Raw genomic sequence first — 12,960 nt, 5'->3', positions numbered from 1 at the left:
TTAGTATAAGCAAGTTCAGAATTAGAGGACAAAGGCAAGAATACAGAATCATTCAGGGAGGTCTATTATCTATGAAGTGGTTGAAAAAGAGTTCTGTTGTATTGACATCGCTTGTGCTGACTTCAGCCCTAGTAACCGGCTGCGGCGGGAATAATGCTGCGAATTCACCGGGGGGCACAGTCCAGCCGGGAAGCGAGGGCAGCTCCGAATTGAAGCCTTACGAAGTTGTAATGGTATTCCCCGATGCGCCGCAAAACGATAATCAGCGGGTACAGGATGCGATGAATGATTATCTGGCAAAGACCTATCCGGAAATGAACATGACGGTCAAGCTGAATCCCATCGACTGGGGCGCCTGGAGTGATAAAACGAATCTGATGATGGCTTCCGGAGACAAAATGGACCTGCTGTTTACAGCGGATTGGCTCGGGTTCCAGCAGCAGGTGACCAAAGGGGGCTTGCTGCCGCTGGATGATCTGCTCGCTAAATACGGCCCGGACATCGAAGCTGTGGAGAAGGACTATCACGGGCCGGCTAAACGCGGCGGCAAGCTATACGGTATTCATACCCACCAGGAGCTGGGCGGTGCACAAGGGGTCTACTTGAACAAAGAGCTTGTGGACAAGTACAAATTTGATCTGACTGCACTGAAGTCTGGTAAAGTCGAGGATCTGGAGCCCATGCTTCAAACCATCAAGGAGAACGAACCGGGGATTACGCCTCTGGTAGCACCGAGCTTTCCTCTCGAAGCGTACTATTCATCCACGAATCTGGATTCTATTGTGAGTATTGCAGCGATTAACACCGTGGGAACAGCGGCAGATGATTATACCGTCATCAATTCCTACACGACTCCGCGGTATATGGAGCTTGCCAAGCTTACCAACAAGTGGTACAAGGCAGGATACATTAACAAGGATGCGCTGACACCTGGTCTGGACGCCTGGAAGAAGATTCAAGCGGGTAAGGGCTTCGCCTTTGTCTCTGATATGGATATTATCGCGGATATGGAGATCGGCACAGCAGCCGTATCACCGAATGGTTCGATTAAAGCGGGCCGTGAGATGCTGCAAATTCCGCTTAATATTGACCGCTTGCAGACAGGGAAAATGACAGCAACCATGTATGCGATTTCAAAAAGCTCCCAAGATCCGGAACGTGCCATGATGCTGCTCAACCTGTTCTATAAGGACAAGGAATTGCTGACCCTCTTCAACTTCGGGATTGAAGGAACCCATTATGTGCTCAAAGACGGACAAGTTGCGCTGCCGGAAGGCAAAACTACAGATAATGTCGGCTACTATCACGATATTATGTGGCAGCTTGGCAATCAAATGCTCAACTATACCCGTGTAGGCGAAGATCCGAATAAATACCAGAACTACGAGAAGTTCAACGAACAGGTGTCTTCTAATCCTTCACGGATCTTTGGATTTGTCTTCGATGCGGAGCCGGTAAAAAATGAATTGATCTCGATTGACAACGCCAACAAAGCCTTTGTTGACGGTCTGAAGTCCGGTCAGCTCGATCCGGAAGAGTCTCTTCCTAAAATGCTGGAAAAACAAAAAGCGGCTGGAGCAGACAAAGTCATCGCGGAGGCGCAAAAGCAGCTGGATGCCTGGCTGGCGGAAAATGGAAAGAAATAAGCCGAAGTGACCAAGCTCGATCTACAAGGATTGGAGAATTCATATGGACCATAGAGTATTGACACATATAGATATATATCCGGATCAGGCCCAGTACAAAACCGGCCAATCCGGCAGTATTATTATTGAAGTAGAGACCGGGGAGAAAGCGGTTCTGCAGCTGGTGGTCAGCTTCTACAAGCTGGAGCAGCAGGTTGCGGAAGCAAGACTTAGCATCCGTACGGAACCAGGCTTGAGACAAAGAGTGCCCGTTCCCTTGTTCACTGAAGCTACAGAGTGGGCGGGTTACGGGGTCAAGGCTACAGTTCTGTGCAATGAAGCTGTAGTGTCAACCGCCTATACCTCCTACGATATTGCCGATCATTGGGGCCGGGCGCCACGGTATGGATTTCTAAGCGATTTCCGGAGTGAAGAATCCGGAGACACCCGTGACGTTGACAGCATGAACAAATTCCACTTGAATGTCATACAGTTCTATGACTGGATGTACAGGCATGATGATCTGGTTCCGAAAGAGGATGAATTTATTGATCCGATGGGACGGACGATGTCCTATAAGGTGGTTCGTGAAAAGATCGCAGCCGTACACGATAAAGGGATGGCTGCCATGGCCTATGGAGCGGTATATGCAAGTCTTAAGGACTTCTTGCAGGCACGCCCGGAATGGGGACTGTATAATCGCCAGGGAGATCCGTTTCAATTAATAGATCTATTCTATATTATGGATATTACGCCGGATTCTCCTTGGACCGATCATATTGTTGAACAGTTCCGTCAGGCCGTACATGCCGGATTCGACGGAATTCATATGGATCAATATGGCTTTCCGAAGAAAGCCGTGCGCCGGATCGCAGGAAAAGAAGAACAGGTCGATTTGGCGGAATGTTATCCGGCTCTGATTAACCGGACGCAGGCGGCCGTGAAGGAAATCAAGGCAGAGGCCGGGGTTATTTTCAATAATGTGGGTAATTATCCTATACACAAGACGGCCCCGGCGGATCAGGAGGCGCTATATATTGAAGTCTGGCCGCCGGTGGTCCGGCTGCGTGAGCTTAAAGGACTGATCGATCATGCGCGTTCACTCGACCCGCACAAGCCGGTGATTCTCTCCGCCTATCTGCCCTCCTTCTACCCGGAAGCCGGACATGACAAGGAATGGGCTGAGAATGGGGCGCTGCTGACGATGGCCTCCATATTCGCCAGCGGGGGATATCACCTCTTGCTGGGTGAGGATCATGGAATGCTGACTATGCCCTACTATCCCGATTATGCAGTGATGCGGCCTGAATTTGCCGTCGAGGTCAGACGCTACTATGATTTCATCGTGCGTTTTGGGGTGCTGATCCAGGATGCAGAGCTGGAAGATGTGTCTTATACCTATACCGCCGGGGTGAACACCGAGATTACCTTCGAAGGCAAGGTGCCATTTGCCCCGAACGGAGATATTGACTCGGTCTGGACGATCATTAAGCGCAAGCCGGGCTATCAGATTCTGCAGCTGATTAATCTTGCCGGGCTTGAAGATGATTATTGGGAGCATGGCAAGCAACAGCGGCCTGAAGCTCAAAATGATGTGGTGTGCACACTGCTGATCGAACAGCCGATTGAATGCATTTACACGGCCAACCCGGATGATGAGGCCCAGGAAGTGATTGTCCTGGATTATGAGGTGGTTCCTCACGGGCAAGGACTTGCGGCCAGATTCACTTTGCCGTCCCTGCGCATCTGGTCCATGGTTGTAGTTAAATTTAGCTTACAGGAGTGATTGGCTTGAACAATACGAAATGGTGGCAGACAGCTGTAATATATCAGATCTATCCCCGAAGCTTTCAGGACAGCGACGGGGATGGAATCGGCGATCTCAGGGGGATAATCAGCAGGCTGGACTATCTGGAGCAGCTTGGCATTACCGCCATCTGGCTTAGTCCCGTATACAAATCACCCAATGACGATAACGGCTATGATATCAGCGATTACCAGGATATTATGACCGAATTCGGAACGATGGATGACATGGATGAGTTAATCGAGCAGGCCAGGCAGCGCAATATCCGGATTATTATGGATCTGGTCGTCAACCATACCTCGGACGAGCACCCATGGTTCATTGAGGCCCGCAAAGGAAGGGATAATCCGTACCGTGACTATTATATCTGGCGTGATCCGGTCAACGGCCGGGTTCCCAACTCCCTGCGTTCAACCTTCAGCGGATCGGCCTGGGAGCTTGACGAAGCGAGCGGCCAGTACTTTCTGCATTTGTTCAGCCGCAGGCAGCCGGATCTGAACTGGGAGAACCCCAAGGTCCGTCAAGAGGTATGGGACATGATGAATTTCTGGCTGGATAAGGGCGTCGGCGGATTCCGCATGGATGTCATTGATCTGGTCGGCAAAATTCCCGATCAGGAGATCACAGGGAATGGTCCGAAGCTGCATGAATATCTGCAGGAGATGAACCGGGAGACCTTCGGAGCGCATGATGTTCTGACGGTGGGAGAGACCTGGGGGGCGACTCCGGATGTAGCCAAGCTCTATTCCAACCCGGACCGTAAGGAGCTGTCGATGGTGTTCCAGTTCGAGCACATCGGTCTGGATCAGCAGGGCGGGGGAGAGAAGTGGGATCTGAAGCCTCTGGATGTCAGCGAATTGAAGCAGGTGCTGGCGAAATGGCAGACCGAGCTGGGGAACGAGGGCTGGAACAGCCTGTTCTGGAACAATCATGATTTGCCGAGAATTGTATCGCGCTGGGGCAACGATAAGCAGTACCGTGTGCAGAGCGCCAAAATGTTCGCCATACTCCTTCACCTGATGAAGGGTACGCCTTACATTTATCAGGGCGAGGAGCTCGGAATGACCAATTATCCGATTCAGGATATCAGCGAAGCGCAGGATATTGAGGCCATCAATATGTATCATGAACGGATCGGGCAAGGATACGCCAAGGAAGCTATCATTCATTCCATTAATGCGAAGGGAAGAGATAACGCCCGGACTCCGATGCAGTGGGATGCTACCCGTAACGGAGGATTTACAACCGGAGAGCCATGGCTGCCTGTACATCCGAATTATAAGGAAATTAATATGGAGGCGAATCTGAAGGACCCGGATTCGGTGTTCCATTGCTACCGTAAGCTGATTGAACTGCGGAAGAACAACCCAATTGTGGTATGGGGCGATTTCGAACTGGTGACCGGCGTTCCGGATCAAGTGTTCATGTACTTCCGCCGCTATGAAGGACAGACCTGGCTGGTAACGGCCAACTTCAGCGGGGAGCCCATCACACTGGAATTGCCGGAGCTAGGTCACGCCGGATTCATTATCGGCAACTACTCCAGAGATGATGTGGACTTCAAGCAGCTGCAATTACGGCCTTATGAAGCTTTTGCTGTCGTACTTGCCTAGACACCAAAACAAGGCTGCCTCCCTGATAAAAAGGGAGGCAGCCTTATTGCTTACTATACACCGTCAGCTTATTTGCGGTTGCGGAGGCGCTCCAGCTCGGCTTCAACCGCGCTGTTCAGCGGGGATTCAGGAGCTGCTGCGGCTGCAGCCAGACCGGATTGCTCGGCCAGTGCTTCCTGCATGGCGATTTTGTCTTCCATCCGTTCGAACCCGCGTGCTGCGGCACCCGCGTTCAGCACCTGTCCGCCGTATCCGGCCGGGGAGCATGATGCGCTGGCCTGTGCAGACTGCTTGATCTCCGCAGCTTTGCGGGCACGTTCAGCCAGCTCGGCTCTTTTGGCTTTGAGGCGCGTATGTTCTTCCTTAACACCGGCAAGCTGTACCTCCAGCGAGGAAAGTGCTGCCTGTGTCTCTTGAAGTCCGGCGGTGCATTCCTGTCCGCTCTCTGTGTAGCGGAGCTTAGCCATTACCGCAGTGCGGGCAGCGGGTTCATTACCCTCGCTCATGAACTGGACTGCTTCCGCTTCACTGCGCTCTGCGAGCACCTTGTATTCGTAGATCCGGCGCTCCAGCACACTGGCTGCTGCCTTAAGTTCACGCTGTTTGCCTTCGGCGCCTGCGATTTTATCCTCCAGATCCCGCAGGTATTGGCCGGTCAGCAGGATCGGATCTTCCAGCTTGTTCAGTCCTTCGTGAATAGCAGCCTTCGTTAACGTGGTGATTCTTTGGAATATGCTCATAATAATGATCTCCTTTTTATGTGGGTTGGTTAAGGTATGACGCAAGTATTTAATAGAAGGAATTAGTAGTTGAAGCCATCATCGAAGCCGCCGTAGGATTCCTGGGGAACAATTAGGCTGCCGATAATATACAGAAAGACTACAGTGCCGAAGCTGAATATCGTAGCGATAGCAACAATCAATCTTACAAGGGTTGCATCAACTTTGAAATAGCGGGCCAGTCCTCCGCATAAACCGGTGAGTTTCTTGTCTGTTACGGAGCGGGTTAATTTTTTTGTCATAGTGATATCTTCCTCTCATATTAGATGACCGCCTGTGTGGCGTGTTCATTTCCGTTGTCTATGTATGTATTGTACGTAATTATTCATTCTGGCAAAACGGCCTGCAGACTGTTCTTTGTTCCCGACCTTAGTCGGGGATGGGGACCGCAATAGGACGGGGAGAGGCCGGGCAAAAACGTTAGATGCGCGCAGCCGTGCGGATTTTACACAATGGGGTGCTGAGGTTCATCCGGGGTTAACACTGGAGGATTAGACTGAACTCTAGCGTAGCCTAACTAACATACGGGAGGACTAGCCATGGGAATTCACAAGTATTTTCGCTCACTGAATGAGCTGGAGCGCATTATCCGCTGTCCGGGCAAATTCAAATTCGAGGAGCATAGCGTTGCGGCCCATTCCTGGAAGGTCGTGCAATACGCGAAGACGCTGGCGGATATTGAAGAGAAGCACGGCGCGGTGATCGACTGGAAGAAGCTGTACGAGATCACGAGCAGCCATGATTACGGAGAGATTTTTATCGGGGATATCAAAACGCCGGTGAAGCACTCCTCGCTCCAGCTCAGATCATTGATCCAGCAGGTAGAGGAGGGCATGATCGACAACTTCATCAAGGAGCATATCCCGGACGAATTCAAAAGCATCTTCTACCAGCAGCTGCGCGAAGGCAAGGACGAGTCGCTAGAAGGCTTGATTCTGGAGGTTGCGGATAAGATGGATCAGGTGTATGAGGCCTTCGCCGAGCTGCAAAGAGGCAACACGGAGAAGGAGTTCGTGGTGATGTACCGCAATGCCCTGATCAAGATCAAACATATTGACCTTAAGTGTGTCGAGTATTTCCTGGCAGAGATTCTGCCGGACATGGTGAACGAGGAGACACTGTCTCCGATTGATATCAGACAGATTACGGAAGAGGCGCTGGCTCTGTAGAGGAGCTGTGGCTCTTTTTTCATACATATATAGTTATACGTCAGGCCTGTAGGTGCTTGCTTGCGGAGGCCCGGGCATACAGCACGGCTGATCCGTTAAAAGCAATATGGAGCGGAATCGTCAGCATGATAGACCCGGTAACTTGTACGATTAGCCCAAAGAATATTCCCGCGCTAAAAGCAAAGAGCATAAACCTGACGCTCTCGCGGTTCAGCCTGTAATACTGCAAATGGGACACCGCAAACAGTAGTGAGGTAAGGAGGATCGCCCCGCTGACATCAATGATCGAAGTGGAATGCAGCTGACCGAGTACCGGATGGCGCGCAAGGATGGGCAGTATAAGTCCTCTGAAGGCAATCTCTTCAAAGATCGGGAAGCACAACACGAAATTGACTGTATTATATGTGCCCACTGGATTATAGCCGGAGGATCTGGAGATGATCAGGTTCACAAGCAGAATAATAAGGAACAGCGGAAGCACTCTCATCACATGCTGTGTAGCGCTGAACGTATAACTGTTGCTCCAGAGAACACTTCCTCCAATCATGGCAGCTCCCCAATAATAAATCGTATACCGTTCTTGCGGTTTAGAGATAACCCCGAGTATCCTCTCGAAGATCCGGTATGAAAAAGAAAGCAGTACAGCAATAACGCATGATCCCAGCAACAGCATAAGTGGTGCCCCCTCAGAGATAGTCGGAGTGTAAGTATGGATGGTAAGTCTGTATCAGAACGTAAGTGTATCTATTCTTGCAGCATTGCAGTTAGAAAGCAATTACAAATCTTATAACAATGTAGGAGATGAATGTTACGGCAGGAAGATCGGTGGAAATGATACGATAAAGGAAAAATAAGGATGGTGTATCACTTTTGCAGTATTTCAATCTTATTCCGTTCTCTACTACGCTGTTATGGTTCAGTGTTCTGCTCCTGATCGTATGGGCTGTAGACTTCCTGCAGGGCGACTCCGCTGTTCAGCTTCCGGCGGGCAGCCGCAGGGAACGGACCAAATCCATACTTGCGGATATTCTAATTTTTGCCGGGATTAACAGCTTGCTATTGTATGTACTTCATCCTCTGAGCAATCCGCTGCTGATTTCGCTGGTTGCTGCGGGATTGCTCGTTACGTATTTTATGACCTCCGGTATGCGCAAGCGCCTCTCCCCATACCAGCCTTGGATCTTGCTGATCCATGTTGTGCTTGGCATAAGCTTCTACCTGCTGTTTGGTATGCTGCTGATGAGCAGGCTGATTGTCACGTATAATCTTAACATGACGAATCAGTTCGATATACTCTATTTCGTCTATGGACAGGACCGGGCGGTGGTGTATGTGGTGCTGCTGATTATGACTGCGCTCTATTTCGTGATCGGCAAGCTGCTGATGCGGCCGCTGTATTGCTGGTACAGAGCGAATGTTTACCAGGCCTCCAGGATGAACATCAAGCTGGTTGGGGGAGAGCTTCTGAGCGGAGTGTATATTCTGCGGGACACGGATAGAGGATTCCTGTCTGCAAGCGACAGCCTGAATCCGGGGCCGGATGCCAGGCTCTACAGAATCAGCCGGGAGAAGATAGAGTATATGGAGAGAGCCGGCAGTGTAAGCTGATCTAAATAGGTAAGACAATTAATAGCCCTCAGACCGTATGGACGGTCCGGGGGCTATTTGCTGTGATCCTATTTGCTTGCAGCTAATGACGGCTGCTTGGGTGCAGGCTTAACGCAGGAAGCGTATAAGTATATAATACTAGAAATACAAAACCGTGTACTTACGGACAGGAGGAGCAGGATGGAACAGGAGATTCATAAATTTAGCTGGGTGGGCAGTGATGAGATGTATTTGGATCAACCCACTATATGTGCATATAAGAGTATGGTTATCGGCCGTTACGGCGGAAACACTGCGGCTGGTGCCGACAAAAATGAAGATGGCGCTTACGTATTAAGCGGGCCGGGCGGCGGATGGGAGTGGGTAATGCTCCTGGATGCGCATCATACGGCAGAAAGCGCGGAGCTGTTGATCCACACAATCGACAATGAAGCTGATGAGATCATCAGGCTGCTGTCGCTCCCGGTTCAGCGGGCGTTCCGGGCGCTGGAGGAATTTCTGTTGTCTATTTTCACATCTGAGACGTTCATCAGCGAGTGCAAGCAGGTTACAGGGGAAACGGCTTGCCTGATCTGCGTGCGGATGGAGAATTATCTCTGGTGGTTCTCGGTAGGGGATAACTCGCTCTATGTACTCCACCCTGAGCTGGCTGCCCGCGGGCAATATCTGCTGAACCAGCGCAATTACTACGAATGGATTGGCTTCGTCAACACCTTCGCCCAGCCCGTCGCCTGTTACTCTTCAGGCATCCGTGAGCTGCGGCAGGGCCGTAACGTGATCGTGTTAACGACGGACGGTCTTTTGGAGGTTGGGGCAAGGGTAATGGAGGACCCGCGCAGGCTTTATCTTGCTTTTACAGGTGAAGAGGATCTGGAGGGATGTGTGCACAAGGTATTAGAGGATGTACATGAGCAGTTAGGCCGGGACAGTGCTACGGTTGTTGCCTGGAGTTATGATAATAGTAGAGAAGCGGCGATGCCGAGTGATTAGCTATAAATGATGAAGATGAATTTTATATTGAGAAGGTGCTTAATATGAAGATTACAATGAGAACAATTAGAGATTTTTGCGGAACTGACTTTTATAACCGGGGGAAGTCTTATTATGAACAGGGGCGTGTCCGCAGCCTTACCTTCTATCCGGATGATAGCAGCTATGGTGCACAGGTGAAGGGAAGAAAGGTATATGAGGTAAATATTGATATTTATGACCGTACCGATACCTTCAAAGCAGACTGCTCTTGTCCTGCCTATGAGAACTATGGCTGCTGTAAACATGTGGCGGCAACACTTATTGCTATACACATGCAGCAGATTAAGGAGCCTACCGATGCACAAGCTGCTCCATCCAGACGCGTAAATAAGTCTAAATACAACCAGATGGAGCAGCTTATTTCTTCTTTTCAGAAATCAGTTCTTACCCGTGAGAGTGAGCCTGTGCTATTCGGTCATGCAGAGTCGCTGCAGTTCGAGTTCACGCTTAACGTTCATGGTGGTTACAATAGCAATCCGCATTTCTCCGTTGAAATGCGTGTGGGAATCAAACGTCTGTATGTAGTGTCCAAAATAAACGAATTTCTAGAGTATTTCGAGCAGCGTAAGCCATTATACTTTAAGAGTATATTTACCTTTGATTCTGAAAACCAGCACATTAATCCTGAGGATATGAAATTCCTTGAACTGTTGCTTCTAATGAAAAACACTGAGAAGATTTATAGAAATGATCTCCCCAGCTATCATAATAACTCCTTAAAGGACGGGAAAACAATTGTCGTCACCCCGCTGGCCTGGGACAAGCTTAAACTGCTTTTTCCGGAGGTGAATGTCATTATGGGGCGATCGGGGAACCCGGGAATTCGGGCTGAGCTTGCAGGAGAGGCGCCTCCGCTTGAATTTACGATTGGACCAGGGCAGAAGAAGGACTACGTTCTGTCAGCTTCAGCGCTGGATAAGCTGATGTTGTTTCCAGACTACTCCACTATGATCATGAACGGGAAGATATATTCCATAAACAGTGATGTTATAAGCATGATTTCACTATTAAGGCAGCAGTTCACGGCATCGCAGAACATTGAGATCGCTCCCGGACAAATCGAATCGGTCGTACAGCAGGTGCTGCCAGCCTTAAGAAAGCTGGGGAAAGTAAGTGTGGAACAGGCAGTAAGCGAGCGAATTGTGGAGCCTGAACTGCAGGCTAAGCTGTATCTGGATTATGCGGATGGCACCTTAACTTTCCGGCTGGAATTTCATTATGAGGAGATTGTGATTCATCCGCTGGAAGAGAATAGCGTGGATGAAGCGCGCAAGCAGAAGATCCTGATCCGAAATATGCAGCGGGAAAATAAGATCGTTGATATTCTGGACAACTCTCCGCTCAGACGGGAACGGCAGCACTGGGTTTCCGTAAGTGAGCCGGTCATCTACGAGGCGTTATATGAGCTTGTGCCGGTTTTGGAAGAGGTTGCCGAGCTGTTTGTCACACCTGCTGTTCAGAGACTTGTGCTGGAGCGTAAAGCTTATCCCAAAGTGAAAGCGGAGCTGAGCGAAGGTCTGGATTGGCTGGATATCTCTTTTGAGCTGGAAGGCTTGAATGAGGAGGAGACTGTTCGGGTCATGCAGGCGATTGTGGAGAAAAGGAAGTATGTTCGCCTGCGCAGCGGGGCGTTTCTGCCCATTGAAGTGGACAGTTTCAGCGAATTCGGCACCGTTGCCGAACGGCTGAATCTCAGGCAAAGGGATCTTAAACACTCGGTAATTCGCCTGCCCTCCGTACAAGCTCTTCAGCTTCCAGAGCGGGGACATGGCTTCAAGCATACGAAGTGGGGCAAGTCCCTCCGGGAATTCCTGGACCAGCTGCGGGAACCGGACAGTCTGGAATTCGAGCTGCCCGCTGAGCTGAAGCCGGTTCTCCGCGATTATCAGGCCAGAGGCTTCCAGTGGATGAAGACGTTGTCGAAGTTCAGGTTCGGCGGAATTCTGGCAGATGATATGGGCCTCGGCAAGACAATTCAGAGCATTGCTTATATCTGCTCCGAGCTGGCTGAGATGCCGCTTAAGGTACAAGGGAAAGCTCCGGTGCTGATTCTGTGTCCGGCTTCTTTAACCTATAACTGGAGCCATGAGTTTGCCCGGTTTGCACCAGCAGTTAACGTATTAGTGGCGGCAGGGCAGAAGGAGGAGCGCAGTGGACTGCTGGAGGGAAAGGCCGTAGAAGAAGCGGATGTGATTATTACCTCGTACCCTCTTCTCCGCAGGGATATTGATCTGTATTCCGGTATAACCTTTCATGCGTTAATTCTGGATGAAGCCCAGGCGATCAAAAACTCGGCCTCCCAAACGGCCCAGGCAGTTAAATCAATTATGTCCGCGCGTAAATTCGCTCTGACGGGAACACCGATTGAGAATTCGGTGGATGAGCTGGAGGCGATTTTCAGCACAGTCTTCCCGGCGCTGTTCACCGGACGATTGACCTTCAAGGAGCTGCCTGCCGGACGTATCGCCAGCATCGTATCCCCTTTTATTCTGCGGCGGCTCAAAAAAGAGGTTCTGGAGGAGCTGCCAGACCGCATTGATACTGAACAGCGCACGGAGCTGCTGGACGAGCAGAAACAGGTGTATCTCGCTTACTTAGCGAGGCTCCGTGACGATACCGAACAGGATCTGCTTGCGGACGGATTCCACAAGAGCCGGATGAAGATTCTGGCGGGTATCACCCGCTTACGGCAGATCTGCTGCCATCCTTCGCTGTTCATCGAGAATTATACGGGCGGCTCCGGCAAGCTTGAGCAATTGCTGGAGATTGTGCAGGAATACCGTGATTCCGGCCGCAGAATGCTGGTGTTCTCACAATTCTCCAGTATGTTAGAGCTGATCCGGCAACGCCTGGACGAAGCGGGAGTTCAGCCCTTGTATCTGGACGGCTCCACTCCGAGCAAGGAGCGGGTGGAGTTGTGCAAGCTTTTCAATGAAGGTGAAGGTGAAGTGTTCCTGATCTCGCTTAAGGCGGGTGGAACAGGTCTGAATCTGACTGGAGCGGACACGGTGATTCTATACGATCTGTGGTGGAATCCGGCAGTCGAGGAGCAAGCCATCGGCCGGGCACACCGGATGGGGCAACGGAATGTGGTCCAGGTGATCCGGCTGATTACCGAAGGCTCTATTGAGGAGAAGATACTGGAGCTCCAGCAGCGCAAAAAGGACCTTATCGAAGAAGTCATCGAAGCTGGCGAGAACAAGACCACCCGGCTGTCGGAGGAGGATATCCGCGAGCTGCTTCGGGTATAGGAGGCCCGTACCTATTTTCCCCGTACATGCACTTCTAGGCACCTACCCACATAGAATAAAAGGACCATGAACCCGT

Annotated in this window: 10 protein-coding genes; 7 read left to right on the top strand and 3 right to left on the bottom strand. The window is 50.7% G+C overall.

Features of this window, described 5'->3' with window-relative positions:
- Nucleotides 1–71: 71 nt before the first annotated feature.
- Genes MKY64_RS20140 through MKY64_RS20130 form a run of 3 tightly spaced genes read left to right on the top strand, consistent with a single transcriptional unit; the run spans nt 72 to nt 5,045 of the window.
- Nucleotides 72–1,646: an ABC transporter substrate-binding protein gene (locus MKY64_RS20140; RefSeq protein WP_340955325.1), complete on the top strand. Its 1,575-nt coding sequence runs from the start codon at nt 72–74 to the stop codon at nt 1,644–1,646.
- Nucleotides 1,647–1,689: 43 nt separating this feature from the next.
- The gene (locus MKY64_RS20135) at nt 1,690–3,411 is read left to right on the top strand and encodes a glycoside hydrolase family 66 protein (protein ID WP_340955323.1); all 1,722 of its coding nucleotides are present in this window, start codon (nt 1,690–1,692) and stop codon (nt 3,409–3,411) included.
- Between the two features lie 5 nt (nt 3,412–3,416).
- Nucleotides 3,417–5,045, top strand: a complete 1,629-nt coding sequence (locus MKY64_RS20130; protein WP_340955321.1) for a glycoside hydrolase family 13 protein — start codon at nt 3,417–3,419, stop codon at nt 5,043–5,045.
- Between the two features lie 68 nt (nt 5,046–5,113).
- Here MKY64_RS20130 and MKY64_RS20125 read toward each other — a convergent pair whose 3' ends face one another.
- Together MKY64_RS20125 and MKY64_RS20120 are read right to left on the bottom strand one after the other, a co-directional pair.
- The gene (locus MKY64_RS20125) at nt 5,114–5,785 is read right to left on the bottom strand and encodes a PspA/IM30 family protein (protein WP_340955319.1); all 672 of its coding nucleotides are present in this window, start codon (nt 5,783–5,785) and stop codon (nt 5,114–5,116) included.
- A gap of 62 nt (nt 5,786–5,847) precedes the next feature.
- Entirely contained in the window at nt 5,848–6,066 is a 219-nt protein-coding gene (locus MKY64_RS20120) for a PspC domain-containing protein (protein WP_339222989.1), read from the bottom strand.
- Nucleotides 6,067–6,363: 297 nt separating this feature from the next.
- Between MKY64_RS20120 and MKY64_RS20115 the strand changes: the two genes are divergently transcribed.
- Complete coding sequence (locus MKY64_RS20115; protein WP_036727757.1) at nt 6,364–6,993, top strand: YfbR-like 5'-deoxynucleotidase; 630 nt, start codon at nt 6,364–6,366, stop codon at nt 6,991–6,993.
- A 40-nt stretch (nt 6,994–7,033) separates the two neighbouring features.
- On the opposite strand, the gene MKY64_RS20110 is transcribed toward MKY64_RS20115, so the two are convergent.
- Entirely contained in the window at nt 7,034–7,666 is a 633-nt protein-coding gene (locus MKY64_RS20110) for a CPBP family intramembrane glutamic endopeptidase (protein ID WP_340955315.1), read from the bottom strand.
- A gap of 197 nt (nt 7,667–7,863) precedes the next feature.
- Between MKY64_RS20110 and MKY64_RS20105 the strand changes: the two genes are divergently transcribed.
- The 3 genes from MKY64_RS20105 to MKY64_RS20095 all read left to right on the top strand — a co-directional run bounded on the left by MKY64_RS20105 (nt 7,864) and on the right by MKY64_RS20095 (nt 12,884).
- Nucleotides 7,864–8,601: a hypothetical protein gene (locus MKY64_RS20105; RefSeq protein ID WP_340955314.1), complete on the top strand. Its 738-nt coding sequence runs from the start codon at nt 7,864–7,866 to the stop codon at nt 8,599–8,601.
- Between the two features lie 180 nt (nt 8,602–8,781).
- Nucleotides 8,782–9,591 (top strand): protein phosphatase 2C domain-containing protein, encoded by an 810-nt coding sequence (locus tag MKY64_RS20100; protein WP_340955313.1) that lies wholly within the window; start codon nt 8,782–8,784, stop codon nt 9,589–9,591.
- A 44-nt stretch (nt 9,592–9,635) separates the two neighbouring features.
- Nucleotides 9,636–12,884, top strand: coding sequence for a DEAD/DEAH box helicase (locus MKY64_RS20095; RefSeq protein ID WP_340955311.1), 3,249 nt, complete (start codon nt 9,636–9,638; stop codon nt 12,882–12,884).
- The last annotated feature ends 76 nt before the right edge of the window (nt 12,885–12,960 follow it).

The organism is Paenibacillus sp. FSL R7-0210, from assembly GCF_038009085.1.
Taxonomy (GTDB): domain Bacteria; phylum Bacillota; class Bacilli; order Paenibacillales; family Paenibacillaceae; genus Paenibacillus_AQ; species Paenibacillus_AQ silagei.
The sequence above is the reverse complement of the archived record's forward strand: the minus strand, read 5'-3'. Positions and strand labels throughout refer to the sequence as shown.

What these genes read in the sequence shown, in the direction of transcription:
- MKY64_RS20140 (WP_340955325.1), top strand. Translation starts at nt 72, where the DNA reads ATGAAGTGGTTGAAAAAGAGTTCTGTTGTATTGACATCGCTTGTGCTG.
- MKY64_RS20135 (WP_340955323.1), top strand. Translation starts at nt 1,690, where the DNA reads ATGGACCATAGAGTATTGACACATATAGATATATATCCGGATCAGGCC.
- MKY64_RS20120 (WP_339222989.1), bottom strand. Translation starts at nt 6,066, where the DNA reads ATGACAAAAAAATTAACCCGCTCCGTAACAGACAAGAAACTCACCGGT.
- MKY64_RS20115 (WP_036727757.1), top strand. Translation starts at nt 6,364, where the DNA reads ATGGGAATTCACAAGTATTTTCGCTCACTGAATGAGCTGGAGCGCATT.
- MKY64_RS20110 (WP_340955315.1), bottom strand. Translation starts at nt 7,666, where the DNA reads ATGCTGTTGCTGGGATCATGCGTTATTGCTGTACTGCTTTCTTTTTCA.
- MKY64_RS20125 (WP_340955319.1), bottom strand. Translation starts at nt 5,785, where the DNA reads ATGAGCATATTCCAAAGAATCACCACGTTAACGAAGGCTGCTATTCAC.
- MKY64_RS20100 (WP_340955313.1), top strand. Translation starts at nt 8,782, where the DNA reads ATGGAACAGGAGATTCATAAATTTAGCTGGGTGGGCAGTGATGAGATG.
- MKY64_RS20095 (WP_340955311.1), top strand. Translation starts at nt 9,636, where the DNA reads ATGAAGATTACAATGAGAACAATTAGAGATTTTTGCGGAACTGACTTT.